This is a genomic window from Haloglomus irregulare (assembly GCF_007421925.1).
In the GTDB taxonomy this organism is placed as follows: domain Archaea; phylum Halobacteriota; class Halobacteria; order Halobacteriales; family Haloarculaceae; genus Haloglomus; species Haloglomus irregulare.
In genome coordinates, this window is the sequence record NZ_QMDX01000002.1 from 240,724 (window position 1) to 265,678 (window position 24,955).

At 71.3% G+C, this 24,955-nt stretch carries 29 protein-coding genes; 15 read left to right on the plus strand and 14 right to left on the minus strand.

Annotated elements, in window-relative coordinates; genetic code table 11:
- On the minus strand, positions 1-2,025 hold the full coding sequence (locus tag DP107_RS04985; protein WP_144261045.1) for a molybdopterin biosynthesis protein: 2,025 nt from the start codon (positions 2,023-2,025) through the stop codon (positions 1-3).
- A gap of 113 nt (positions 2,026-2,138) precedes the next feature.
- Between DP107_RS04985 and DP107_RS04990 the strand changes: the two genes are divergently transcribed.
- The 5 genes from DP107_RS04990 (at position 2,139) to hmgB (ending at position 7,593) form a co-directional block, all read left to right on the plus strand.
- Positions 2,139-2,981, plus strand: a complete 843-nt coding sequence (locus DP107_RS04990) for a TatD family hydrolase (RefSeq protein WP_144261046.1) — start codon at positions 2,139-2,141, stop codon at positions 2,979-2,981.
- A 165-nt stretch (positions 2,982-3,146) separates the two neighbouring features.
- Positions 3,147-3,725 (plus strand): DUF2150 family protein, encoded by a 579-nt coding sequence (locus DP107_RS04995; RefSeq protein ID WP_144261047.1) that lies wholly within the window; start codon positions 3,147-3,149, stop codon positions 3,723-3,725.
- A 456-nt stretch (positions 3,726-4,181) separates the two neighbouring features.
- Positions 4,182-4,682: a hypothetical protein gene (locus DP107_RS05000; RefSeq protein ID WP_144261048.1), complete on the plus strand. Its 501-nt coding sequence runs from the start codon at positions 4,182-4,184 to the stop codon at positions 4,680-4,682.
- On the plus strand, positions 4,583-6,190 hold the full coding sequence (locus DP107_RS05005) for a hypothetical protein (RefSeq protein ID WP_185977179.1): 1,608 nt from the start codon (positions 4,583-4,585) through the stop codon (positions 6,188-6,190). Before DP107_RS05000 ends, DP107_RS05005 begins: the two co-directional genes overlap by 100 nt.
- 62 nt (positions 6,191-6,252) lie before the next feature.
- Entirely contained in the window at positions 6,253-7,593 is a 1,341-nt protein-coding gene (hmgB, locus tag DP107_RS05010) for a hydroxymethylglutaryl-CoA synthase (RefSeq protein WP_144261050.1), read from the plus strand.
- A gap of 6 nt (positions 7,594-7,599) precedes the next feature.
- On the opposite strand, the gene DP107_RS05015 is transcribed toward hmgB, so the two are convergent.
- The gene (locus DP107_RS05015) at positions 7,600-8,316 is read right to left on the minus strand and encodes a helix-turn-helix domain-containing protein (RefSeq protein ID WP_144261051.1); all 717 of its coding nucleotides are present in this window, start codon (positions 8,314-8,316) and stop codon (positions 7,600-7,602) included.
- A 72-nt stretch (positions 8,317-8,388) separates the two neighbouring features.
- On the minus strand, positions 8,389-9,534 hold the full coding sequence (locus DP107_RS05020) for a PGF-CTERM-anchored ABC transporter substrate-binding protein (RefSeq protein WP_144261052.1): 1,146 nt from the start codon (positions 9,532-9,534) through the stop codon (positions 8,389-8,391).
- A 59-nt stretch (positions 9,535-9,593) separates the two neighbouring features.
- On the opposite strand from DP107_RS05020, the gene btuC reads away from it, so the two are divergent.
- Both btuC and DP107_RS05030 read left to right on the plus strand, forming a co-directional pair.
- Positions 9,594-10,649: a vitamin B12 ABC transporter permease BtuC gene (gene btuC, locus DP107_RS05025; protein ID WP_144261053.1), complete on the plus strand. Its 1,056-nt coding sequence runs from the start codon at positions 9,594-9,596 to the stop codon at positions 10,647-10,649.
- Positions 10,646-11,545 (plus strand): ABC transporter ATP-binding protein, encoded by a 900-nt coding sequence (locus DP107_RS05030; RefSeq protein WP_144261054.1) that lies wholly within the window; start codon positions 10,646-10,648, stop codon positions 11,543-11,545. Before btuC ends, DP107_RS05030 begins: the two co-directional genes overlap by 4 nt.
- Here DP107_RS05030 and DP107_RS05035 read toward each other — a convergent pair.
- Positions 11,542-11,814, minus strand: coding sequence for a hypothetical protein (locus DP107_RS05035; RefSeq protein ID WP_144261055.1), 273 nt, complete (start codon positions 11,812-11,814; stop codon positions 11,542-11,544). The two genes, DP107_RS05030 and DP107_RS05035, sit on opposite strands and share 4 nt — an antisense overlap.
- An 87-nt stretch (positions 11,815-11,901) precedes the next feature.
- On the opposite strand from DP107_RS05035, the gene DP107_RS05040 reads away from it, so the two are divergent.
- From DP107_RS05040 to DP107_RS05050, 3 genes are all read left to right on the plus strand, one after another.
- On the plus strand, positions 11,902-12,684 hold the full coding sequence (locus DP107_RS05040; RefSeq protein ID WP_144261056.1) for a CAP domain-containing protein: 783 nt from the start codon (positions 11,902-11,904) through the stop codon (positions 12,682-12,684).
- Between the two features lie 121 nt (positions 12,685-12,805).
- Positions 12,806-13,069 carry a MarR family transcriptional regulator gene (locus DP107_RS05045; protein WP_144261057.1) on the plus strand — a complete coding sequence of 88 codons (264 nt, stop codon included), beginning with the start codon at positions 12,806-12,808 and terminating at the stop codon, positions 13,067-13,069.
- A gap of 170 nt (positions 13,070-13,239) precedes the next feature.
- Positions 13,240-13,464, plus strand: a complete 225-nt coding sequence (locus tag DP107_RS05050) for a DUF7385 family protein (RefSeq protein WP_144261058.1) — start codon at positions 13,240-13,242, stop codon at positions 13,462-13,464.
- Here DP107_RS05050 and DP107_RS05055 read toward each other — a convergent pair.
- The 7 genes from DP107_RS05055 to DP107_RS05085 form a co-directional block, all read right to left on the minus strand.
- On the minus strand, positions 13,448-14,137 hold the full coding sequence (locus DP107_RS05055; protein WP_144261059.1) for an HAD family hydrolase: 690 nt from the start codon (positions 14,135-14,137) through the stop codon (positions 13,448-13,450). The genes DP107_RS05050 and DP107_RS05055 overlap by 17 nt on opposite strands.
- A gap of 65 nt (positions 14,138-14,202) precedes the next feature.
- Positions 14,203-14,547, minus strand: coding sequence for a hypothetical protein (locus DP107_RS05060; RefSeq protein WP_238330779.1), 345 nt, complete (start codon positions 14,545-14,547; stop codon positions 14,203-14,205).
- A 61-nt stretch (positions 14,548-14,608) separates the two neighbouring features.
- The gene (locus DP107_RS05065) at positions 14,609-14,887 is read right to left on the minus strand and encodes a 4a-hydroxytetrahydrobiopterin dehydratase (RefSeq protein ID WP_144261060.1); all 279 of its coding nucleotides are present in this window, start codon (positions 14,885-14,887) and stop codon (positions 14,609-14,611) included.
- 47 nt (positions 14,888-14,934) lie between these two features.
- Positions 14,935-15,777 (minus strand): COX15/CtaA family protein, encoded by an 843-nt coding sequence (locus tag DP107_RS05070; protein WP_185977180.1) that lies wholly within the window; start codon positions 15,775-15,777, stop codon positions 14,935-14,937.
- A 375-nt stretch (positions 15,778-16,152) separates the two neighbouring features.
- Positions 16,153-16,926, minus strand: coding sequence for an SIR2 family NAD-dependent protein deacylase (locus DP107_RS05075; RefSeq protein WP_144261062.1), 774 nt, complete (start codon positions 16,924-16,926; stop codon positions 16,153-16,155).
- A 50-nt stretch (positions 16,927-16,976) separates the two neighbouring features.
- Positions 16,977-17,459: a GNAT family N-acetyltransferase gene (locus tag DP107_RS05080; protein ID WP_202877342.1), complete on the minus strand. Its 483-nt coding sequence runs from the start codon at positions 17,457-17,459 to the stop codon at positions 16,977-16,979.
- A gap of 44 nt (positions 17,460-17,503) precedes the next feature.
- On the minus strand, positions 17,504-18,730 hold the full coding sequence (locus tag DP107_RS05085) for an acyl-CoA dehydrogenase family protein (RefSeq protein WP_144261265.1): 1,227 nt from the start codon (positions 18,728-18,730) through the stop codon (positions 17,504-17,506).
- 171 nt (positions 18,731-18,901) lie between these two features.
- On the opposite strand from DP107_RS05085, the gene DP107_RS05090 reads away from it, so the two are divergent.
- The 3 genes from DP107_RS05090 to DP107_RS05100 all read left to right on the plus strand — a co-directional run bounded on the left by DP107_RS05090 (position 18,902) and on the right by DP107_RS05100 (position 21,639).
- Positions 18,902-19,987, plus strand: coding sequence for a phosphotransferase family protein (locus tag DP107_RS05090; protein WP_144261063.1), 1,086 nt, complete (start codon positions 18,902-18,904; stop codon positions 19,985-19,987).
- A gap of 64 nt (positions 19,988-20,051) precedes the next feature.
- The gene (gene fen / locus DP107_RS05095; protein WP_144261064.1) at positions 20,052-21,035 is read left to right on the plus strand and encodes a flap endonuclease-1; all 984 of its coding nucleotides are present in this window, start codon (positions 20,052-20,054) and stop codon (positions 21,033-21,035) included.
- A gap of 334 nt (positions 21,036-21,369) precedes the next feature.
- Complete coding sequence (locus DP107_RS05100; RefSeq protein ID WP_144261065.1) at positions 21,370-21,639, plus strand: BolA/IbaG family iron-sulfur metabolism protein; 270 nt, start codon at positions 21,370-21,372, stop codon at positions 21,637-21,639.
- 53 nt (positions 21,640-21,692) lie between these two features.
- On the opposite strand, the gene DP107_RS05105 is transcribed toward DP107_RS05100, so the two are convergent.
- Both DP107_RS05105 and DP107_RS05110 read right to left on the minus strand, forming a co-directional pair.
- A complete protein-coding gene (locus DP107_RS05105) occupies positions 21,693-22,013 on the minus strand; it encodes a hypothetical protein (RefSeq protein WP_144261066.1) in 321 nt (106 codons plus the stop codon).
- 66 nt (positions 22,014-22,079) lie between these two features.
- Positions 22,080-22,493, minus strand: a complete 414-nt coding sequence (locus DP107_RS05110; protein ID WP_144261067.1) for a DUF3054 domain-containing protein — start codon at positions 22,491-22,493, stop codon at positions 22,080-22,082.
- A gap of 185 nt (positions 22,494-22,678) precedes the next feature.
- Here DP107_RS05110 and DP107_RS05115 point away from each other — a divergent pair, with 185 nt between their 5' ends.
- A complete protein-coding gene (locus DP107_RS05115; protein ID WP_144261068.1) occupies positions 22,679-23,269 on the plus strand; it encodes a GNAT family N-acetyltransferase in 591 nt (196 codons plus the stop codon).
- A gap of 4 nt (positions 23,270-23,273) precedes the next feature.
- Here the strand turns inward: DP107_RS05115 and DP107_RS05120 are convergent, their stop codons facing one another.
- A complete protein-coding gene (locus tag DP107_RS05120; RefSeq protein WP_144261069.1) occupies positions 23,274-23,837 on the minus strand; it encodes a hypothetical protein in 564 nt (187 codons plus the stop codon).
- A 317-nt stretch (positions 23,838-24,154) separates the two neighbouring features.
- On the opposite strand from DP107_RS05120, the gene dph5 reads away from it, so the two are divergent.
- Positions 24,155-24,952 (plus strand): diphthine synthase, encoded by a 798-nt coding sequence (gene dph5 / locus DP107_RS05125; RefSeq protein WP_144261070.1) that lies wholly within the window; start codon positions 24,155-24,157, stop codon positions 24,950-24,952.
- Positions 24,953-24,955: the final 3 nt, after the last annotated feature.

A 24,955-nucleotide genomic window follows, 5' to 3' on the forward strand; every position in this document is an offset into this window, starting at 1 on the left:
TCAGGGTCGCCCGTAGCCCGGCAGCTCCGCGATGGCCGCGTCGGCCTCCGCGATGGCCCGTTCGAGGGCGTTCACGCCCGGCTTCTCGACGCGGTCCGGGTTCGCGAGGACGTGGACCGTCTCCTCGCCGACCGGCACGAAGCCGGCGTCGAGGTCGGCGGCCGTCGCCCGCAGGCCGAGTCCGGCGTCGGCCCTGCCGGCGAGGACGCGCCGGGCGGGACTCTCGTGGGCCCGCGTCCCGGCGTCGAACCCGTCGATGGCGTCGACGACGTCGTGGCGGTCGACGCCGCGCTCGGCGGCGAGGTCGGCCACCGCGTTGCCCAGCGACGTGCGCAGCCCCGAGGCCGTCGTCCGGTTGACGAAGCGGAGGTCGCGGTCGGCGAGGTCGGCCAGCCCGTCGACCCCCTCGGGGTTGCCCGCCGGGACGACCAGCCCCCACTCGCGCGTCCAGGCCCCCACCGGCTCGTGGTCGACCTCGACGGGTCCCGGGGCGCTGGTCACGGCGACGTCGGGGACGTCGTCGCGGAGCCGGCGGAGCCCCTCACGCGAGCCGACGCCGAGGTAGCGCGGCCGGTGGGTCGTCGACACCGTCGCTCGCGGGTCGCCTCGCTCCCCGCTCGCCGGGCGTGGCCCCCGCGCCACTCGGTCCAGCAGCGTCGACAGCAGCGGGTCGTCCTCGCCGACGCCGAACAGGGTGGGCGGGCGCACGTCCGGCGAGAACAGCTGGACGGTGACGGACTCGCCGGCGTCGAGGTACTCCACGTCGGGGTCGACCGCGACTACGCCGTCGGCCTCCACGAGCGAGGTCGTCGCGCCACTGCCCTTGTCCACCGGGTAGACCAGCGTCCGGCCGCCGCCGTCGGTCACGAGGCCGGCGGGCATGTAGCGGAGCCGACCCTCGGCGTACCGCTCGGCGACGGCCATCGTCCCCTCCATGGTGGCCGTCCGAGCCTCGGGGAGCCCGGCCGCGTCGCGGATGGCGGGGGCGACGAACGTGCGGAAGATGGTCAGCGCCGAGACCGGGTAGCCCGGGAGTCCGACGTAGGCACACCCTCCGTCGGACTCGCTGCCCTCGTCCGACGACGCGTCCGAACCCCGTTCGGACCCGACCAGCCGTCCGACCAGCATCGGCTTGCCGGGCTTGACCGCGACGCCGTGGAGCAGCAGCTCGCCGCGCTCCTCGATGACCCGGTAGATGACGTCGACCGCCGAGGCCGAGGTCGAGCCCGAGGAGAGGACGAGGTCGCACTCCGTGGCCGCCTCCCGGAGCACGCGCTCCATGGCGTCGTAGTCGTCGCCGGCGTGGGGGTAGAGTCGCGCCTCGCCGCCGGCCGCCTCGACCGCCGTGGCGGTGGTGTAGGAGTTCACGTCGTAGATCTGGCCGGCCCCGCTGTCGAGGTCGCCGCCGGGCCGGACCAGTTCCTCGCCGGTCGAGACGATACCGACCACGGGGCGCCCGCGCACGGGCACCTCGTCGACGCCGAGCGCGGCCAGCAGGCCGATCTCCCGGGGACCGAGCTCCGTCCCCGGGCCCAGCGCGCGCTCGCCGGCGGCCACGTCCGCGCCCGCGAACATCACGCGGTCCCCGGGCGCGAGCGACGTTCGGACGCGGACGGTTCGGTCGCTCGCGGCGTCGCCGCCCGACACGCTGTCCGTCCGCTCGACCATCACCACCGCGTCGGCGCCCTCGGGGAGCACCGCGCCGGTCGATATCTCCGCGCAGCCGCCCGCAGGGACGGTCACGTCGGGGGCCTCGCCGGCGTGGACCTCGCCGACCAGGTCGAGTTCGACGGGGTCGGCCTCGTCGGCGCCGACGGTGTCCGCCGCTCGGACGGCGTACCCGTCGACGGAGGCCCGGTCGAAGCCCGGGACGTCGATGGCGGCGTCGATGCGGGCGCCGAGGACGCGCCCCCGTGCCTCGCGGAGCGGCACGGTCTCGGGGTCGGGGGTGAGGTCCAGGTCCTCGATGGCGGCCGTCGCCTCCGCCGGCGTCGCCAGGTCCCTGAACTCCTTGCGCTCGCTCATACCCCCGCGTTGGGACGGGGACGTTATGAAGGGGCGACCTCGGTGGCGCGCGACGGGCGCGACCGCCGGGTCGTATCCCGGACGCTTTTCGCGCCGGCGCTCCGACCGTGTGTATGGACTACGAGGGGCCGATACTGGACGACCATCTCCATCTGGACCCCGTGAACGGGCAGGACACGGCGGCCGTCGAGACGTTCGCCGACGCGGGCGGGACCCACCTGCTCGTGCTGAACAAGCCCTCCTGGAGCCTCGGTGTCGAGGTGGACGCGGCGGCGGACTTCCGCGAGGGGTTCGACCTGACCGTCGAGGCGGTCGAGCGCGCCACCGAGGTGCTGGACGGCCGGGCGTGGCCCGTGCTCGGGGTCCATCCGGCGCTGATCTCACGGCTCGTCGACCGCGGCTACACTCCCGAGGAGGCCCGGGACCTGATGTGCGCCGGCCTCGAGGTCGCCGCCGAGTACGTCGACGACGGGCCGGCGCTCGCCATCAAGTCCGGCCGCCCGCATTACGACGTGGACGAGGCGGTGTGGACGGCCTCGAACGCGGTGATGCGCCACGCCTTCGCGGTCGGCGCCGAGGCCGACTGCGCCGTCCAGCTCCACACGGAGGGCGGCGAGGCGTTCGGCGACATCGCCGACTGGGCCGAGGAGCGGGGGCTCCCCCGCGAGCAGGTCGTCAAGCACTTCGCCGGGAGCCGGACCGTCGGGCCGGTGCCGAGCGTCCTCGCGAAGAAGCCGAAGATCGAGGGGGCCATCGAGCAGGGTCGCCCGTTCATGCTCGAGACGGACTTCATCGACGACCCGGACCGACCGGGCGCGGTGCTCGGGCCGAAGACGGTGCCGCGGCGGACCCGGTGGCTGCTGGAGACGGGCCACGAGGACGCGGTCCGGACGGTCCACGTCGGGACGCCGGCCCGAGTCTACGGTATCGACACGGAGGCGACGCTGGAGGGGTGACCGCCCCCGCCGTCGTGACCTGCGAGCCGCCGCGGCCCCCGGAACCGGATTCGGGCCGTGAGTTGGACGCAGACGGCCTCAGGGCGCCGCCGTGTCCGTGTGACGGATTCCTCCGGTGGCCGCCCGAGGGAAAGCCCTAACCCCGGTCGCGCGTACACCCGAGACATGAGCACGCCCCCGGACGAGTACTACACGGCGGAGCGCTGGCAGAACTGGTTGGAACGGGTCGAGGAGGAGGACCTGGACCCCGAGGACGAGGACGCCGGACGGCTCCTGCTGAACCTGCAGGACGACACCGCCATCGCGGTGGCGAAGGTCATCGCGGGGCACACGGACGGGGAGCTGGGGCAGGAGCGCGCCATGGAGGAGCTCGCCAACATCCGGGAGATCGTCCTCCCGGAGGTCGAGATGGACGACGAGGACGCGGCGATGCTGGTCGAGAGCGTCCAGACCGCGCTGGTCCCCGTCTTCTACGCCGCCGAGGAGTACGTCGCCGAGGGCCCCGCCGAGGACGGCAGCGTCGCCGACTACATCAGCGCCGCCGTCGACGCCGAGGCCGAGGAGGACCTCGACAGCGCGGTCGGCTTCTGCGCGCAGGCCGGCACGCTGGTCATCGACGGCGACTCGCTGGACCGCGAGGTCGTCGAGGACCTGGAGTTCGGCTACGTCGCCGAGTGGGTTAACGGGCTGGACAGCCTCCAGACGGCGATGCGGGACCCCGAGGTCGTCGAGGAGGAGGAGTAACGCGCGTCGGTCGCCCGGCGGGGGCACGGGCGGCCGGTCGACGCGACGGGTGCGACCGTGTCACGCTCCGGGGCCGACACGACGGGGCCACGGGGTCGTCTCCCGCGACCGGCACGGGAGCATCACCCGTTTCGACCCGTGCGACGGTATCCGGTTGGCTCATCGGGACGGCCAGCCCTCGCCGTCCATCGGTACGGACGGCGCCCCGGGCGCACCCCGAGGCGGCCCGATGTCCGGCAACCGCCCGTTCCGTCGACGTCCCATCGACCGTCTCCCGGATTACCATCGGAATGCCACTATTGCTCATCTGTGACGAGTGAAAACAGATGAGAGGTAGAGATGATATAATAACGGCGGCAGCTCTACGATCCTATGCCGTAGAAGACAGTAATAGCTGGTCCGGACGCGCGCGAGTCCGCAGATACTTATGCCCGGCTGGGATACGTATAACGAATAATGCGTCCCGTCCGGGGAAGCGGCGACCGTGCCCAGGCCATCCAACTGGGGGCGCTGCTGCTGTTCGCCATCCTCATCATCAACCTCTCGCTCTACCAGGTGTTCGTCGTTCCGGACCAGAACGGCGAGATCGAGTTCAAGCACAACCAGCAGGCACAGGAGGAGATGAAGATCGTCCGGAACACGGTGTTCCAGACGTCGGTCACGGGGACCGACCTGACGACCTCCGTTCAGTTGGCGCCGCAGTACCCCAGTCGGACGGTGTTCGTCAATCCGGGTCCACCGTCCGGCTCGCTGCGGACCGAGTCGCTGGGTAATGTCTCGTTCAGCGGTATCGAGCCGACTGACGAGGAGACGAGACAGTTCTGGGACGCGAGCGCATCCAACCTGACGACCGACTGGTGTACCGGCCGAACTACAACCTCTACACTGCCCCGGATACGGTGTACGAGAGTTCGGTCGTGTTCAATAGCGGTGATGGAGCGCCGGACCGGACGCTGACCGGACAGAGCATCGTGAACGGACGCCGGATCAGCCTCGTGACGCTCACGGGGAACGTCGGGACGACGGCGACCGGATCGGGATCCCTGGAGTTCAAAGGCGTCAGCGCGTCGCGAGAACCGATTCCGGTCCGCGGAGGGAGTGGACCACTGAACGTGACGATTCCGACGACGCTCGCGGAGAGCGAATGGGAGGCGCTGCTGAGCGACCAACTCGACGGCGACAACACCGGCGTCAACGTGTCGACGGACGGAGACGAGCAGTTCCTCACCAACATCAGCTACGACGACAGCACCAGCCCGGCGACGGTGACGCTCACCTTCGAGAAGGGCGTCCAGTACGACCTCCGGCTGGCCCGGGTCGGCGTCGGGAGCGGCGTGACGAGCCCCGGCGCGGCGTACATCACGGACGTCCAGAGCCCGGCCAACGTCGACGAGGGCGGGACAGTCGAGTACGTCATGGAGGTTCGCGACGAGTTGAACAACCCGGTCAGCGGGGTCGACGTGACCGCCAACGCGACGAACTCGCCGGACGATATCGGGGCGTTCGCCGCCGGTAACACGACGAAGACGACCGACAGCGACGGTCGGGTCTCGTTCGCCTTCGACGCGCAAGCGGGCGCGACCGGAACGGAGGATCTGGTGTTCAATATCTCCGACGTGGACGGGAGCGGGACCGTGGAGGACTACGAACTGGTCGAGCAGTCACTGACCGCGCAGTCGAGTGGCGGCGGAAGCGGTGGGGGCGGCGATGGGACGCCGCCGGCCGTCTCGAACGCCGAGGCGGAGCCGAACACGATAGTACAGAGTCAGGAGTTCGACCTCTCGGCGACGTTCGACGACACCAGCGGTCGCGGCGGGAGCGACATCTTCGAGGCCACTTGGTCAGATACCATTTCGGGCGACAGCGGTGACTTCTCCGCCGCTGACGGCCAGTTCGACCAGGCCATCGAGGACGTGGAGACGACGGTCAGTGGAAGTACGACGGACGACTGGTCGACCGGCGACCACGATATCGAGATTACCGGGACGGATGCGAACGGGAACAGCCGGACGACGACTGTCACCGTCACCGTCGATAGCGGGCCGGCGCCCGGGTTCAGTAGCGTTTCGGCGAGCGACATGGATACCCAGCAGACGAACGACGCTGAACAGACCCTCACGTTCACCCCCGATCAGGACCTCCCGGCAAATGAGACCGTCACGATCGATCTGTCGGACGCACAGGATTCGACGGGACCGAACACGAACCAGTATCAGGTCGATTACCAGGGGTCGACCATATCAGTCGATAGCGGCGGTGGGTCGGCGCAGTTCACCACGCGAGACGATGAGAATGCAGTTGTGGAGTACACTCCAGGCGGTACGGTTACGAGTAGTACGCAAGTGGAAATCAATATCGATGGCGCTACAACCGGGAACAACGGCCAGCAGTCCGACCCGTACGATGTCGTGTTCAGCCGAAGTGACGGGGGCCAAGAGACAACCATATTCAATGTGTCAAACTGACTTTCGACACCTGACGAAACTCCTGTCGACAAAGCCATAAGGCACGCAACAGACCCCAACCCATGAGCGAGAAAGCCGTCGGCATCGACGCGATGGAGATCCACACCGGCACGTTGCGACTGGACCTCGCGGAGACGTACGCGCCCGCGAAGGACGACGACCCCGGGAAGTACACGAAGGGGCTGGGCCTCTTTGCCTCCTCGTTCCCGGACGTCTACGAGGACATCGTCACGATGGGCGCGAACGCGGCCCGCCGGCTGCTGGAGCGGCGCGGGCTCACACCCGCCGACATCGGCCGTATCGACGTGGCCACGGAGTCGTCGTTCGACAACAGCAAGCCCGTCTCCACCTATATCGCGGGCTGCCTCGAACAGGTGTACGACGAGGACTTCCACCACGCCAACAAGGGCGAGCGGAAGTTCGCCTGCATCTCGGGGACGCAGTCGCTGGACGACGCGTACAACTGGATCCGTGCGGGCCGCAATCGCGGCCGGAAGGCGCTGGTGGTGGCGACGGACACGGCGCTGTACGAACGCGGGGACCCGGGCGAGGCGACACAGGGCGCCGGCGCCGTGGCGATGCTCATCTCCGAGGACCCGGACCTCGTGGAGCTGTCGACAGCCCAGGGGTACGGGAGCGCCGACGAGACGGACTTCCTCAAGCCCAACCAGCAGTTCCCGAGCGTCGACGGGAAGCGGTCGGTGCAGGTGTATCTGGCGCGGATGCGCGAGGCGCTGATGGACTACGAGTCCGTCGCGGGCGACACCCACCCGGACGACTTCGCCCTGGTGCCGTTCCACACCCCGTTCCCGGGGATGGTCCGGAAGGCGGCGCTGCTCGGGTTCCGGCACGTCGCCCGGGACACGGAGTACGAGGACCGGCTGGCAGAGGAGATCGGTCGCCAGCCCCGCCGGGAGGCGTTCGACGACGTGGGGGCGTTCCAGGACGCCCTCTCGGAGTACACGGACGCGCTGGCCGAGACCGACGTCTACCGGGACTGGTACGCCGAGACCGTCGAGCCCACGCTGGAGCTGTCGCGCTACTGCGGCAACTGGTACACCGGCAGCGTCCACGTCGCGCGGGCGTCCGGGCTGCTGGAGGCCGCCGAGGCGGGCCGTGACCTGGCCGGCGCGCGCCTGCTCGTCGGTTCCTACGGGAGCGGCGCACAGGCGGAGATCCACCACGAGACCATCCAGCCGGGCTGGGCGGACTCCATCCGCGCGCTGGCGGTCAAGGACCGGCTCCGCGACCGCTACGACCTCAGCTTCGAGGAGTACGAGCGCATCCACGACGCGCACAACCACGAGAAGGAGACGGACGTGGACGCGCTGACGACCCCCGACGGGGAGTTCGTCTTCGACGGCTGGGGACGGATGGGCGAACGCAAGTACCGCTACGTCTGACCCGGCTCAGGCGACCGTCTGCAGCCCGTTCAGCAGCTCCTCCAGCGGCCCGTCCGCGACGGCCAGCGAGAACCCGTCCAGCCGCGCGAGCTCCGGGGCGTGCTCCCAGCAGTCCTCCGGCGTGATGCCGTGCAGCACCACCGCCGACGGCGTCGGCGTCACGACCCGGAGCGCGACCAGCGGCGACTCCCCCCGGGTCACCTCAGTGAACACGAGCACGCGGTTGGTGGACTGGCCGTACAGCCGGTAGAACTCCTCGCTGGAGAGCCGCGTGATGGCCTCGATGGAGTCGATGACGGTGTGGCCCGCGACGGTCGTGTCCCCTCCGGCCGCGAGCTCCGTCGCACCGATGGCGCCGTAGACCCGGGTGATGGGCACCCGCGCGGGGTACTCCCGCAGGTCGTGGACGATGTCGCGGTCGAACCCCGCCTCCACCACGCGGGCGTGCTGGCGGATGCGGCCACCGCCCCGGGCCTCGTCGATTGAGAGGAGCGCCTCGACGACACGCCGGACGATGCCGATGCCCGGCGAGTCCCGCCGCCCGCCCTCGTAGTCCGAGACGACCGAGGGTGAGACGTCGAGTTCGTCGGCGAGTGCCGTCCCGCTCACGTCGAACTCGGTCCGCCACTTGCGCATCGTCGCGCCGGGCTCGTCGCTCAGGGTGATCTCGCCGGCCATCCGCTCGGCCAGCCGTCGCCGCGCGTCGATGTCGTTGTCCGTCATCGGCCCTGTCGCCATCGTGGACGGGAGCGGTCATGAAGCGGTCGGTGTCTCGGAGCGAGGTCGACCCGCCGGCTACCGCCGGACCAGTGCCAGCGTGCCGAGCACCGCAGCCACGAGCACGGCCACGAGCCCGAAGCCGGGCTGGCCGCCGGAGCCCGTGCCACCGGCGCTGGTCGTCGCCGTCGTGTCGGCCCCCTCGGTCACCGTCGGCGTGGCGGGTTCGGTCCCGGCAGGCGTCGAGGTCGGCGTGTCGGTCGGGACCTGCCGCGTCGACGCGAACGCCTCGGACATGTTCCGCATCGGCTCGACGACGCGGGGCCCGGGCTGGCTGATGAGGTTGTCGTCGACGGTCAGGGTCTGGTCGAGAACGTACGCGTCGGTCGACGACCAGGGCTCGCCGGAGGGAAGCGACGAACTGCTGGGACGGACGACCCACTGCGGGTTCCGGTCGGCGACGACCTCGTCGCTGAGTCGCGGATACGGACGGTCGCCGACGTCGGCCGCGATATTCTCGCCGCCGCCGGTCTCGATGGCCTCGTGGATGAACGTCCCCTCGCTGGCGGTGAAATTGAAGAAGAAGTATGCCACGCGGGGGCGGTCCTCGGGTGCGTCCGCCCGGATCTCGTCCAGCGTGCCGTTGAACTCCTCGTTCACGGTGGCCGCGCGGTCGCAGGCACCGGTGAAGCGCCCGAACAGCGACACCTTCGCGGTGATGGCGGCCAGCGACCGACCGAAACCGACCTTGTAGACGGTGAGACCGGCGTCCCGGAGCTGCGAGACGGTCTCGTTGGGGACGATGTTCGGCGCGAGCACCAGGTCCGGCTCCAGGCCGACGACCTGCTCGCGGTTGACCGTGCCGTCCCGGTTGGTCACGTCGGTCCGGTTCTGCGAGCCCTCGAGGTAGGCCGTCGTGGGACCCGTCGGGAGCCCGACGACCCGGTCCTCCTCGTTCAGCTCCCACATCGTCTGCGCGGCGCTGGGGGCCAGCACGACCACGCGGTCGGGAGCCTCGGAGACCGTGACCCTCGTACCGGTCGCGTCGGTGCGGCTGACGGGGAACGAGCAGTCGTTCTGTGCTCCGGTCCCGACCGCCGACGACGCCGGGGCGGCGTCCACCCCGTCGGCTCCGGCTGTCGGGGCCGCCAGCGCCCCACCCGGGGCGACGGCGGCCAGCAGCGCGACCATCGCCAGTACGGACAGCGTCCCACGAACCTGCATGCCCGCTCGGACTCGCGTATGCAACAAGTACTTGCCTACTCCAAGTCGAGTTGTGGCGCATGTACGACCGGGCGCGGACCGTGGCGTGGTCGGTGGGCCTCGCGGTCGCGTTGGCCCTCGTCGCGCTGGTCAGCGCGACCATCGGCCCCGTCTCCATCCCCGCCGGCACGGTGGCGAAGGCGGTCCTCAACGAGGTGGCCCTCCCGACGCTCTCGGGGGCCGGCGTCGGCTGGATCCGCCCCTTCAGGTTCACCGTCGAGTCGTCGGACGCGGTCATCGTGACGGAGCTGCGACTCCCCCGCATCGCGCTGGGTGCGGCCGTCGGCTTCGCGCTGGCGACGGCCGGTACCGTGATGCAGGGGTTCTTCCGGAACCCGATGGCCGACCCGTCCATCATCGGCGTCTCGACCGGGGCGGCGGTCGGTGCCGTCGCGGCCATCGTCTTCCGGCCCGCCATCCCGCTGGTGCCGAACCTGCAGGCGATGGCGTTCGGGGTGGCGCTGCTCGCGGGGTTCGCGGTCTACCTCATCGCGCGCGAGGGCGGCCGGACCCCGGTCGCGACGCTGCTGCTCGCGGGCGTGGCGGTCCAGACGTTCCTCGGTGCGGTCGTCTCCTACACGCTGCTGTTCGCGGGCGACTCGCTCGAACGGGCCGTCTACTGGCTGATGGGCCACCTCCACGCGGCGAACTGGGGGAAGGTCGGCGCCGTCTGGCCGGTCGCCGTCCTCGGGTTCGCCGTCACCTTCGCCTACGCCCGTGACCTGAACGTCCTCCTCGTCGGCGAGGACGACGCACAGACGCTCGGGGTGGAGGTCGAGCGGACCAAGCAGATACTGCTGGTGGTCGCTGCCGTCCTGACCGCGGCCGCGGTCGCCGTGGCCGGTGTCATCGGCTTCGTCGGCCTCGTGGTCCCGCACGTGATGCGACTGCTCGTCGGCCCGGACCACCGGGTCCTGCTCCCGACCTCGGCGCTCGCCGGCGCCGGCTTCCTCGTCGCCACGGACACGCTCGCCAGGGCCGGCCCCGCCGAGGTCCCGGTCGGCATCGTCACCGCGGCGCTCGGTGCACCCTTCTTCCTCTACCTGCTCCGCAGCCGGGAGGTGCATTCACTGTGACCGGCGCGCACGACGGGGCCGACCCGCCGGCCCTCGAACTCGATGACGTGACAGTCAGCTACGGTGGGCGGACGGTCCTCGACGGCGTCTCGCTGTCCGTCCGCCGCGGGGAGTTCCTGGCGCTGGTGGGGCCGAACGGCGCCGGCAAGACGACGCTGCTCCGGGCGGTCAACGGTCTCGTGACGCCGGAGTCCGGCACGGTCCATACCGACGGTGCCGACGCGACGTCGCTGTCGGCCCGGGGGCGTGCCCGCCGGGTCGCAACCGTCCCGCAGGAGACGAACGTCGGCTTCGACTTCCCCGTTCGGGACCTCGTAGCGATGGGACGGACCGCCCACCGCTCGCGGCTCTCCCGCGAGAGCGAGGCCGACCGCGCGGCCGTCACGCGCGCCCTCGACCGGACGGGGACGGCGGCGTTCGCCGACCGGACGGTCGGGTCCCTGAGCGGCGGCGAACGCCAGCGGGTCGTCCTGGCCCGGGCGCTCGCGCAGGCGGCCCCGCTGCTCCTGCTCGACGAGCCGACCGCCAGCCTCGACATCAACCACCAGGTTCGGGTCCTCGGCCTCGTGCGCGACCTGGTCACGACGGCAACCGAACGCGACGGAACGGACCGGCCGGCCCGGACCGCCGTCGCCGCCATCCACGACCTCGATCTCGCCGCCCGGTTCTGCGACCGGGTCGCGCTGCTCGCGGACGGGGACATCCGGGCCGTCGGCCCCCCACACGAGGTCCTCCAGGGCGACCGGCTGGCCGCAGCCTACGGCGTCGAGACGGTCGTCACGGAGGACGCGGTCACGGGGGCGCCGAGGGTGACGGCGCTCGGGGAACGGACGCCGGCGGCGGCGGGCGACCGTCGGGATGCCGTGCGGTCGCAGCCGGAGGCGGACGACGACTAGCGCCGGCGGTAGAGCACGTCGACCAGCGCCGCGCCGACCATCATCGGGAGCACCAGCGAGAACGCGACGACGAGGACGAGCGTCGCCCAGCGCGGGCCGCCCGGCGGCCACAGCATCGGCCAGAGTTCGCCCAGCGGCCCGCGGAACCAGACGACCGCCAGGGCGAGCGAGCAGAGGCCGGCGGCCAGGCGCACGAGCCGGCGGCGGTCGGCGTGCGGGTCGTCCGCCGAGAGCACGGAGAGCGGATCGTCCGGGTCGGGGCTCGACACGGCCGACCGTTCGAGCCCGGGCGGCTAACCGCTTTCGACAGCACGGGACAGGGTTATGATTCCTCGGGCCGTTCTGGGGATAATCGGATGGCCAACAAGATCGCGCTGCTGCTGCTCGCGGCCATCGTCGTCACGGCGACCGGCGCCGGCGCCGCCCTCGGCCTCTACGTGAGCGGGTCCGGCTCGCTGGCCGACCTCGGTGGTGGTGGCGGTGGCGACGGTGGGGGCGACGCGACCCCGACGCCGGCCACCGACGGGGGGGACGCCGAGTCCGGCGGTGACCGGACGACCACGACCACGGCCACGACGCCGACGGAATCGGCTACCGACGAATCGGTGTCGTGGACCGACACGCCCGCGGCGACACCGACGCCGGAAACGGTGCCGCCGGAGTCGTTCGACGAGTCGAACATCGAGACGCTGGTCGTCGAGGAGATCAACGAGCGGCGGGCCGAACTCGGCAAGGACAGCCTCCGCGCGCTCCCGGAGATCGACCGCATGGCGGGCAACCACAGCCGCCGGATGGCGGCCCAGCGGTACGCCTCGCACGCGGCCGGCGGCTACACCACGGAGGAGCGCTACCGACGCAACGACCTCCACGACCGCTGCCGGATGGCCGACGACACGAACACGGGCATCCAGGGCGGTTCCGCCATCGAGACGGTGACGAAGGTCTCGGCCGGGAGCGAACTGAACGGCCGGAACAACCGCGACGACCGCGCGGTCGCCGTCGACGCGGTCGAGAACTGGTTCGACGAGCCGGCCGAGCGCGAGAAACTCCTCAACCGCAACGCGGGGACGCTCGGTGTCGCCGTCGTCGTCACGGAGCGGAACCGGGCGTACGTCACCGTCGACCTCTGCGCCGGGTGACGCGGTCGGTCGTCGTCCCGGCGCGTCGCTTCCCCGACCCGATATCGTCGCCCCTGAACCGACGGCTCCCGCGGTCCCCAACGGTACTGTTAAGTGGTATCACGCCGCACAACGCGATGGTATGCCGGCACAGAGCCATCCGGCCGACGAGCGGATCCTCGAGTTCTTCGGGGAGCACCCGCCGGAGTACGTGCCCACCGTGGCCAACCGGCTCGGCATCCACGTCCGGTACGCGGAGCACCGGGTGGACGTGCTGGTGGAGAAGGGCCTCCTGGAACCGGTCAGCAACGAGATGGTCTACACGACCACCGAGGCCGGCGACCGGACCCTCGCCGAGGACGGCGCCGCCGCGCCCACGCCCGCCGAGGCGACGACGGACGACTAACGTTCAAGTGCCGATGTCGTGAAGCCGGGCCATGGAAGGGGCCGACCGGTTCATGCTGTTCGGGCTACTGCTCGTCGGGTTGGCCATGGCGCTCGGTATCCTCGCGATACTCCTCGGGTTCTGACCACGACAAGGGTCGGATTTAAGCGGTCGGGAGCGTTGCCGACGGTATGGACGAGTTCGAGGAGATCGTCTCGTCGTGCACGCCACGCGAGACCGGTCCCGTCGCCGACACCTACCAGAACACGGTCGGACTGGCCTGCCCCTCGTGTGAGGAACCGTTCGACGACCTCGTCGTGGTCAAGGAGTTCACGCGACTCAACCTCTCGGAGCTGATGGACGTCTGCGCGACCGTCCACGACGGGAACCCGGTCCTGTTCACCCACCGGAAGTAGGGCGTCCCTCGGCGCCGCCGTCCGAGGCGAGCCCGCCCGTGTCGGGGCGTAGCGACGCGAGACTCCGCAGCCGCCGGTCCCCGACAACGCAGGTCCCGCGCCGCTCGTGGCCGTGTCGCTCGACGTGGATTCCCTCCAGCCCGGCGTTCCGGGCCGCGCCGACGTCGGCCGGGCCGTCGCCGACCAGCGGCCCCGACGGGTCCGGGCCGACGTCGAGGTCCGCGAGCGCCAGTTCGACGGGCCTCGGGTCCGGTTTCCAGCCCGTCGACTCGTCACAGCAGACCACCGTGTCGAACCAGTCGCGGATATCCAGCCGCCGGAGCACCGGCTCCGTCAGATACGACTGGCAGTGGGTCACCAGCCCCACCGGGCGGTCGAGGGCGCCGAGCCAGGCCGCGTCCTCGTAGAGGGCGGTCGCCTCCGCGCGGGCGGGAGGGTCCTCGACCTCGTGGAAGGTGTCCCAGAAGGCATCGACGTCGATACCGCGCTCGCGCAGGCGGCGGTTCGCGCCGCCACCGAACCCGTGCCAGACCGCCTCGGCCTCGGCCGGTGTGAACCCGTGGCCCAGCCGGTCCCCGACCTCGCCGAGCGTCTCGTGGATGTAGGACGACGCCACGTCGACCAGCGTCCCGTCGAGGTCGAACAGCCAGACGTCGTACCCGTGGCTGCTCATCGCCCTCTCTTGCCATCGTGGGAGTAAGTAGCTGCTGGACACGGCCGGGGCTTCCGGCCACACCCCTACTGCCGGACGTGGATCGAGGAGCCCAGGTAGCTGTGCAGCGCTTCGTCGACGTCTTCGGCCCGGAAGGCCACGAGGGCCGCCGCGATGGCGTCCCGGAGTGCCGACAGGTACGCCTCGCCGGTCCGGAACTCGCGGGGGCGACGGTAACGGCCTCGACGCCGAGGGCCTCGCCCGCCAGCCCCCGGAGGTGCGCCGGGTCGTTCGCCTCGCCGCGCCACAGGTCGTCCCCGGAAGAACAGCCACCCCTCCTCGCCCGGCGGCGGGGCCCGGTACCCCAGGGTGGTCTCGAACCGCTCGGGCTCGACTGCCACGCCCGGCTCCGGGTCGAGGTGGAACGTCACCCGGGACACGGAGGCGGCGTCGCCGGAACGTCGTGGTCCGCCTCGCCGCCGTCGCGCATCGTCAGTCGGCCAGTTCGTCCAGTCGCTCGGCGAGGTCGATGTCCTTGCCCGTGATGCCGCCCTCCTCGTGGCTGGTGAGTTCGACGGTCACCTCGCACCACTCGATCGTGAGCGTCGGGTGGTGGAACGCCTCCTCGGCGAGGCCGCCCGCGCCCCCGGCGAAGCCGACGCCCTCGAGGTAGGAGTCGAACTCGTAGGTCCGGGTGATGTGGTCGCCGTCGCGCGCCCAGCCGTCGGGGAGCTGTGATTCGATCTCGTCGTCGGACAGGAGGTCTGTCATGGGTCCGTTAACGCCCGCGGTCGGCAAAAGGATACGCCCTTACCGGGTCAGTCATCGCTGTGACTCCCGCTGTGGGCCACCCCGCGGCGCCGCGACCCGCCGGACGGCGCCTCCGTGTTCGCCGCGACGAACGAGAGGTAGAACGCCAGCAGCGTCCCGCCGGCCATCACCAGTTGCGCGCCGGTCCCGAAGGCCTGCCGCCCGAGCACCAGCAGCGCGCCGAGGACCACGGCCGCGAGCCCCGTCGCGAGCGCCCGGCGGACCACCGTCGTCCAGACGGTCGCACAGCACAGCGCCGCGAGCGCCGTCAGCCCGACGGCGTACAACGCCACCTGCGCGCCGCCGCCGTAGACGAACAGCAGCCGCGGCGAGAGCACGAGGAAGGCCGGCAGCAGTGCCGTCGCTGCCAGCGTCGCCCGGCGCGCCGCGCCGGGCCGGACGCGGTCGGTGAACGCCCACGCCGTTGCCAGTGTGATACCGCCGTAGATGATCGTCGCCGTCGAGAAGTGCGCCGTCAGGATGAGCCACTCGTACTCTGTGACGGTGAGCGCGCCCAGGGCGATCTGCGCCGGGAGGAGCGCCGTCGCGACCGTCAACGCCCCGCGAACGCGGCGGCTCAGCCCGGCTCGCCACGCGTAGGCGGTCCCGCCCAGCACCACGAACCCGGCGACCATCGCCACCAGCCGGTGGAACCACTCGATGAAGCTCATCCAGTCGGCCGGGAACAGGCCGAACACTGCGCCGTCGCACAGTGGCCATCGCTGCGCGCACGTCAGCCCGGCCCCCGCGGCGGCCGTGTACACCCCCAGCAGCATCAACACCGCCGTCAGCCCCGTCGTCCCGGCCAGGTAGTGCCGGAAGGACAGCTCCGAGCGAGCAGGGAGGTTCATACATACGCATCGGGGGCGCATGGACTTATGACTCTCCCTTTCACGCTGGGATACGGCGGGGACCCGGGTCGGCTCGCCCCGAACCCCTCGTGCCACCATCGGGCGGCGACAGCAGCGACGATGGCAACGCCTCCGGAGCACTCACGCGCTCCCGGCCAGGGGACGGTCGGCCGACTCCGCCGACAGGAACGTGCGGGCGTGATCCCGACCGGAACGGCGCAGCAGCGCCGTATGGGGCCGTGTTCGGCGCTCCCGCGGGCGGAGCGAGGGTTCGCCGGAACCCGCTTCCGATGGCGCTCGCGCGGGGAGGGGTGGGGAGCACCCGCCCCGCTGGACCCGTCGCGCGTCACGGGCTCCCGCGTGTGGGCGTCGCAGCTACGAGCCTTTCCGCACGGCGTCCTGGAGCGCCGGCAGGATATCGGTCACGTCGGCGCGGAAGTCGTACTCGGCGCGGTCCGAGAGGTCCGTCCGGTCGAGGTTGACGATACAGAGGGTCGCGCCGGCGTCGGCGGCGGTTCGGGGGAAGGAGGCGGCGGGCTCGACGGTGAGCGAGGAGCCGACGACGAGGAACAGGTCGGCGCGCTCGGCGAGCGACTGGGCCCGGAACAGTGGGTACTCCGGCAGCTCCTCGCCGAACAGGACCACGTCGGGCTTCAGCAGGCCCTCACAGCTGGGGCAGCGCGGCGGGACCGCGCCGGCCTGGACCCGTTCCATCACGCCCTCTGCCTCGTACCGGGTCGTACAGTTCCGGCAGGCCACCCGCTGGCCGTTGCCGTGGACCTCGATGACCTCCTCGTTGCCGGCGTCCTGGTGGAGGCCGTCGATGTTCTGCGTGATGAGCCCGTCGAGGTGGCCGTCGGCCTCCAGCCCGGCCAGCGCCTCGTGGGCGGGGTTCGGGGCGGCGTCGCCGCCGAAGGCGTCCTCCACGAGTTCGACCCGCTCGCTCCAGAACCCCTCGGGGTCGGCCTCGAACCGGGAGATGTGGAAGTCCATGGGGTCGTACTCGCTCCAGATGCCGCCCTCGCTCCGGAAGTCGGGGATGCCCGACGGCGTCGAGACGCCGGCGCCCGTCATCGCGACGACGGAGTCGGCATCGCGGATGGCGCCCGCCGCAAAGCGGATCTCGTCGTCGACGTCCGTGTCAGTCATGTCCTCTCACACGGTGTGGTCGGACTAAAACGACTCGGCGGGGGTGGGCGTCACTCCAGGAGCCGGTCCAGTTTCAGCCGGCGTGGCTCGAACCCGCGTCGCTCGTAGAACGCCCGGGCGCGCTCGTTGTCGACGTTGACGCTGAGCGAGAGCCGCTCGCAGCCGCGGTCGCGGCCCCACGCGACGACCCGGTCGAGGAGGCGGTCGGCCAGCCCCTCGCCACGGTGGGGCGGACGGACGTACAGCTCGCCGACGTTGACGCGGTCGCCGCGGGCGAACACCGGGGGCGAGGGCTCCCGTTCGGCCGCGACGTACCCCGCGATGGCGTCGGTTTCATCCGTGCCGACGAGGACCCGCCGGTCGTCGTCGGCCAGCGCCTCACGGCGGTACTCGTCCTGGAGCGCGCGGCAGTCGCGGTCGGCGAGCTCGTTGTACGGGTCCATGTCGGCCATCTCCACGGCGAAGGCGTGCCAGCAGTCATAGAGCGCGTCGAGGTCGCGCTCGGTCGCCGGCCGGATATCGAAGTCGGACACGGTGGTCGCGTCCACCCCGCTCGGCAAATCTCTTGGCCCGGGACTCAGACGCTCGGCTCGCCGAAGGTCGGGAGTCGCTCCAGTTCGTCGGCGTCGAACTCGTCGTCGAACGCCGCGCGGGCGATGACGCGCCGGTGGACCTCGTCGGCACCGTCGACGATGCGGAACGCCCGGACCGCCTCGTAGAAGTCCGCGAGCGGGAGCTTTCGGGAGATACCGGCGCCGCCACAGCACTGCACGGCCAGGTCGATCGCCTCCTGGGCGGTGTTCGCGGCGTACACCTTCGCCATGCCGACCTCGACGCGGGCCTCCTCGCCGCGGTCGAGTTCCCCCGCGGCGTGCCGGACCATCGTCCGGGTGGCGTGGAGCCGGGTCTCCATATCGGCGATCTCGTAGCGCTTTGCCTGCTTCTCCGAGAGCTTCGAGCCGAACGCCTCCCGGTCCTCCATGTACGTCTTGGCGACGTCGAGCGCGCGGGTGGCCATCCCGGTGAAGCGCATGCAGTGGGTCAGCCGTGCGGGGCCGAGCCGCTCCTGAGCGTGGACGAAGCCCATGTCCAGCCCACCGAGCAGGTTCTCCTCGGGGACCCGAACGCCGTCGTAGGCGATCTCGGCGTGGCTCTCGGGGAGCATCGACTGCCCGAGGTGGGGTGTCGGCTCGACGATGTCGACACCGTCGGCATCCGTCGGGACGAGGAACAGCGAGCAGCCCTGGTAGGGGTGGTTCTCCTCGTTCGTCCGGGCCATCACGATGAGGACGTCGGACTCGTCGCCCTGCGTGGTCCACCACTTGTGGCCGTTGATGACCCACTCGTCGCCCTCTTTCTCGGCGGTGGTCGAGATCATCTTCGGGTCCGAGCCGGCACCGTCCCGGGGCTCGGTCATCGAGAAGCCCGACCGGATGTCACCGGCGACCAGCGGCTCCAGGTACTCCTGCTTCTGCTCGTCGGTCCCGACGAGTTCGATGGTGTGCATGTTCCCCTCGTCGGGCGCGTCGACGCGCATGGCGACCGCGCCCAGCAGTGAGCGCCCGGCCTCCTCGAACAGCGGCAACACGTCGCGGAACGACTCGCCCATGCCGCCGTGTTCCTCGCCGATCTGCGGGCAGTAGACGCCCCGCTCCCGGGCCTCGGCCCGCAGGTCCTCGATGACGGACTCGTCGACGGTGCCCTCGCCCAGATACTCGCGCTCGGTCGGGATGACGACCTCGTCCATGAACCGGCGTGCGCGCTCGGCCAGCTCCGTCGCCCGCTCGGAGTCGTGGTAGTCGATGTTCATACACTCGCGGTTGCTGTCCAACCATTGTAAAGGAACCGCCGAATCCACGCCGCTGGGAGCCGGCCACAACCCCCTTCTGCGCCCCACTGGGCGGATGAGTCCCCGACGTGTTCTTACAATGTTAGTACCTGAGGATTTACGGTGCTGGTGGTGCCGAATACGAACATGACCGACGGCGAGACCGACTACTTCCGGCGCATCGTCGACCGCGACGCCCTGGCTGACTACCTGAGCGCGGAGCTGGGGGCACACGGCGGCACCTACGAGGTCGAGCACCACCAGGAGGGCCATTCCAACGAGACGCTGTTCGTCACCTGGGGGGACGAGGAACTCGTCATCCGGCGGCCACCGCCGGGCAAGACCGCCGAGAACGCCCACGACGTGCTCCGGGAGTTCCGTGTCGTCGACGCGCTCCAGGGGACCGACGTCCGCGTGCCCGAGACCGTCCTCTCCTGTGAGGACCACGACGTCCTCGGCGCGGATTTCTACGTGATGAAGCGGATGCAGGGCGACGTGCTCCGCGAGGACGAACCGGAGCGGTTCGGGACGACCGGCCGCCGTCGGCAGGTGGGCGAGGAGCTGGTCGACCGGCTCGCCGAGATCCACGCCGTCGACTACGAGGCCGTCGGGCTGGAGGAGGGCGATTTCGGCTACCCGCCGGGGTTCACCGAGCGGCAGGTCCGGCGCTGGTCCGAGCAGCTGACCTGGGCGTTCGAGGTGACCGCCGAGGAGCGCGAGGTCGAGACGCTGTACGACGTGATGAGCTGGCTCCAGGACAACGTCCCGGAGGACCCGCCGGCGACGCTGGTCCACGGCGACTACAAGCTGGACAACGTGATGTTCGCCACGGACGAGGAGCCACGCATCAACGCCGTCTTCGACTGGGAGATGGCCACCCTGGGCGACCCGTTCACGGACCTGGGCTGGATGCTGTCGTACTGGTGGGACGGGAAGGACCCCGAGCCGCCCGAGTCGACGGACTCGCTCTCGAGCACGTTCATGACCCGCGAGGGCTACCCGACCCGCCGGGAACTGGTCGACCGCTACGAGGCGCGGACCGGCCTCGAGTTCGAGAACGAGCGGTTCTACCGCGTACTCGCGGTGTACAAGCTGGCCGGTCTCGGCGAGATGTTCTTCCGACGCTACCTGGAGGGCAACTCCGACGACCCGATGTACCCGAAGATGCGCCACGGCGTCCCCGCGCTCGCACAGCGCGCCCAGCGCATCATCGACGGCGAGGAACCGCTGTAACCGCCCGTCCGGCGGCGGCCGCCCGACGCCACGTTCAAGCCGGGCACCACCCAAGAACGCGGTAATGGGCAACGCGGACCTCCGCCAGCTGGCGGCCATCGAGGACGTGGCGTTCGACGACCTGGACGGGAGCGTCGTCGCCATCGACGCGCACAACTGGCTCTACCGCTACCTGACGACGACGGTCAAGTTCACCGGGTCGAGCGCCTACACCACCGGCGGCGGCGAGGAGGTCGCCAACCTCATCGGCACCGTCCAGGGTCTCCCGAAGTTCCTGGAACACGGGATGACGCCGGTGTTCGTCTTCGACGGCGGGACGACCGAGCTGAAGGCCGACGAGGTCGCGGAGCGACGCGAGCAGCGCGAGCGGTACGAGGACGACCTCGAGACCGCGCGCGAGGAGGGCGCCGACGCCGAGACCATCGCCACGCTGGAGTCCCGCACCCAGCGCCTGACCGAGACCATCCGGACGACGACGCGGGAGCTCCTCGAACTGCTCGACGTGCCCGTCATCGAGGCGCCCGCGGAGGGGGAGGCCCAGGCGGCACACATGGTCCGCCAGGGCAGCGTCGACTACGCCGGGACGGAGGACTACGACGCGTTGTTGCTCGGTGCGCCGCTGACACTCCGCCAGCTGACGAGCAAGGGTGACCCCGAGCTGATGGACTTCGAGGCCACGCTGGCGACCCACGACCTGACCTGGGAGCAGCTGGTCGATGCGGCCATCCTGATGGGGACCGACTTCAACGAGGGTATCTCGGGCATCGGGCCGAAGACCGCTGTCACGCTGCTCCGCGAGCACGGCGACCTCTGGGCGGTGTTCGAGGCCGAGGACTGCCACGTCTCCAACGCGGACGCTATCCGCCGGCTGTTCCTCGACCCCGACGTGACCGACGACGTCGACTTCGACACGGCCATCGAGCCCGACATCCCGGCCGCGAAGGCGTACGTCACCGGGGAGTGGGAGGTGCCGGCCAGCGAGGTCGAACGCGGCTTCGAGCGCATCGACGAGGCGCTTTCACAGACCGGGCTGGACCGCTGGACCTGAGTGCCCGCGTCCGGTGTCGGCCGCGACCCGCTCGGGGAGCCGTCATCCTGAGCGCCCGGCCCCCCATCCCGCCGGCTCGAACGCGAGCTCCGGGTCCGTCCGCGGACCGCCGTCCCAACCGTATCCCGTTGAGCTTCGGGACGCACACCTCGGCCCCGTCGGCTGGCGCCGGGTTCTCGCCGGCCCCGCCGTCCTCGTCGGCGGCCACCACGCCGCTCGCGCGTTCCGTCGCCGGGTCCGACCGTCACCGTCACCGTCTCCCGGGAGCATCGGCCGACGAGCCCCTCGGATACCCATCTCTGGATTTATGTCCGCGCCCGACACACAGGTGGCCATGGACCCATCCGACGTGGCGGACCTCATCCGCGAGGCGCTGCCGGACGCTCGCGTGCGAGTGCGCCGGGCCCGCGGAAAGCACGACGACGATCACCTCGCCGCGCTCGTGGTCTCGCCCGCGTTCGAAGGCGAGACGCTCGTCGACCAGCACGAACTCGTCTACGACGCACTGGAGAGCCACATGACGACCGACATCCACGCGCTGGAGCTGAAGACGTACGCCCCCGACGCGTTCGAGGACGCCGACGTGGCGTTCGAGGAGGCGTAGGCGTCGCCGGGGCCCGCTCGACCGGCGGGTGACGTGACCGTCGGGGGACTGTCCTACGCTCCCTCGTCGAAGTCGCCCCCCTCTACGTCCACGTCCACGTCTTCGCCGGCGCCGCCGGCGTCGGACTGCTCCGCGACGGCACTGGTCTCGACCGCCGACAGCCCTTCGATGTCGAGCACGTCCGCGACTGCCGCGCCGGGGACGGTCACCAGGACGTCGCCGAAGCCGAGGTCGCGCTCGCGCTCCCCACCCAGCGCCCCGACGGCGTCGACCAGCGTCTCCGGGTCGATGCCGTCCTCGCTCCGCAGGACCAGCGAGACCGGCTCCTCGGGCGGGTTCTCGACTATCGGCTTGACGGCGTTCGAGACGTACATACCGTCCGTTGGCGGGGCTGCGGTTTGGGTGTGGCGACGGCCCCGCGACCCTCCCCATCGCCCCCCTCACACCAGTTCGTACCGGAGCGCGGCGAGCCGCCAGGGCAGCAGCAGGACCAGCCCGCCGACGAGCGAGACGAGGACGAACGCGGGGTCCGCGCTCCCCGGCAGGAGCGGGGTATCCCGGAGCACCTGGCCGATGGCGACCGCGCCGGTCCACGCGCCGGCAGTCCGGACGGCCGCGTCGAAGCGGGACTCGCGCCACGGCGCGCCGTACACCCCGACGACGAGGGACGCGACGACCCAGCCGAACAGGAACGGGGCCGCCGACGAGGGGAGCGACGGCAGCGCGGCGATGCCGCCGTGTTGTAGCTCTCCGAGTGCGAAGAACAGGAGGACGAGCGCGAGGTCCCCGACGGCAAGGACGGCGGTCGTGGCGGAGCGGTCCACCCGGGACGTGACGACACCGGCGGCGTTCATGCACTCCCGTTCGACCCCGGGTGACTTGGACCCCCCTGCTCCCGGGACGGGGGCGCGCGGAGTTTCTCGGTAATCCGGCGCGTTCTCGGCGGGCATACTCGGTTCGGCGGGTATCCCCGACGTTCGCTCGGAACCCTCGCTCACGGTCCCGGGGGCGTTTTGTCGCTGCCGACCGGAGAGCAGGTATGGAAGGGTCGACCGTCGCGTACGCGCTGCTCGGCTGGCCGGCGGACGGGCCGACACTGCGGCTCGACCACCGCGAGTTCGCGTACGCGGGCAAGTTCGTCATGTCCGCGACCGGGAAGGCCGTCGCGTACCGGGACGGCGACCCGGCCGACCCCGAGGCGGTGCTGGCGGCGGCCGCGTTCGACGCCGACCGGACGGACGAGGCGACGCTGAAGATCCGCTACCTGACGGTACGGCAGGACGCCCGCGGCGGCGGTCTGGGCGCCCGGCTGGCGGCGTTCGTCGCCGCTCGCGCGGCCGGACGCGGCTTCGACCGGGTCGCCATCGGCGTCAACAACGCGTTCTCCTACGAGGCGCTCTCCAAGGCCGGGTTCGCGTGGACCGGCGCCGAGAGCGGCCTGGCCGAACTCGTGCTCGCGCGGCCCGCCGAGACCCCGGCCGACCGCGACCCCGGCCGCTACCGCGACGGGCTGGACCGCTTCCGCGAGCGCGAGGGGCTCACCCCGGCCGAGCGCGCGTTCCTCGACGACCGCCGCGGGGCCGACCCGCCGGCGCCCGTGACGCCGCCGGGTCCGGACGCGACGGAGTGACGCGTCAGACCCCGGCCGTCTCGACGGCCATCGACCAGGTCAGCTCCTGCTCGGTTCCCGCGGGCCACCGGATCTCGCAGGTCGCCAGCAGTCCCACGGTCCCGTCGTGGCTCCCCGTCCAGAGCGGCGCGTAGCCGCCCGCGTCGCCGACCGCGGTCCGTTCGGGGTCCAGCGATACCGTTCCCGCCGGGAGCGGCATCGTCGCCGACAGCCCGGCGATGTCCAGCCGGGCCGTCCCGATGGTGTAGGCGTCCGTCCGGTCGGCCCGGTGGTCACCGCCGGGGTCGTAGATACTCATCGAGGCCCCGTCGCCGGGCAGGTCGACGGCGGTCCCGACCCGCTCGACCGTGCCGTCGGTATCCGCGACGTCGACGGCGCTCCAGAGCCGGAGTGCTGCCGCTGGGCTCCCGTCGGGGGCATCCGGGAGCCGGTAGAGGACCAGCGTGTGGTCGGAGGTGACGTCGGCACCGTGTTCGAGCGGCTGGGTCCGGGCGCCGCCGAACTCGAGCTCCCCCTCCGATGTCTCGTCACGCCCGTAGATGCCATAGGAGCCATAGGCGGCGCCCATCGACTCGACGTACGTCCGGAACTCCGCCTCGCCCCGGGCCCGGGAGCCGACGGCGGACTCGTCGTACTCCAGCCGGCGTTCCCCGCTGGTGCTGTCCGTCTACGGCCCCGTGAGCGCCTCCGAACAGCCGGCCACGGCGGCCAGGCCCCCCACTCCGCCGAGGCACGTCCTCCGGTTCATACGCTCCCGTCGGCGGGGCGAGGGAAGTGGGTGTGCCAGGCACAGAGAGCGGTTTCACCCAGGCGGGCGGACCGGATCGCCCGGACGGTCGGCGGTCGGTTCGTCACCCTTACCCCCGCGACCCGCCGACGCCCGGTATGCTCACGTTCGTCGGGCTCGGCCTCTGGGACGAGCGCTCGGTCACCGTCGAGGGCCGCGACGCCGTCCGCGCTGCCGACCGCGTCTTCGCGGAGTTCTACACCAGCAAACTGGCCGGGACGACCGTCGCCGACCTCGAAGAACACCACGACGTCGACGTCGAGGTCCGGGCTCGTGAGGGTGTCGAGCGGGACCCTGGCCCCGTCCTCGACGCCGCCGAGTCCGGCGATGCCGTCTTTCTCACGGCGGGTGACACGATGATCGCCACCACGCACGTCGACCTCCGGCTGCGCGCCCACGAGCGCGGCATCGAGACGAGCATCGTCCACGGGACCACCGCCGCCGCCGCGGCCGCCTCGCTGACGGGGCTCCAGAACTACCGCTTCGGGAAGGCGACGACGCTCCCGTTCCCGTACGCACACGGTGGCGACGACGTTCCGGCGTCGGTGCTGGAGACCGTCGACGCCAACCGGGAGCGCGGGCTCCACACGCTCTGTTTCCTCGATATCAAGGTCGGCCACGAGCGCGCGGAGACGGACGAACACATGACCGCGAGCACGGCCGCGAGCCTGCTGACCGAGGCGGGTCGGGGGGACGACCTCGGCGCCGTCGTCGCGCGGGCCGGGAGCCCCGACCCGGTCGTCGTCGCGGACCGGCTGACCGCCCTGGCCGAGCGGGAGGTCGGCGACCCGCTCCACCTGCTGGTCCTGCCCGGCGGGCTGCACCACATCGAGCGCGACGCGCTCGTGGAGCTGGCCGACGCGCCGCCGGCGCTGGCCGACGAGCGGCTGGCGTAGCGG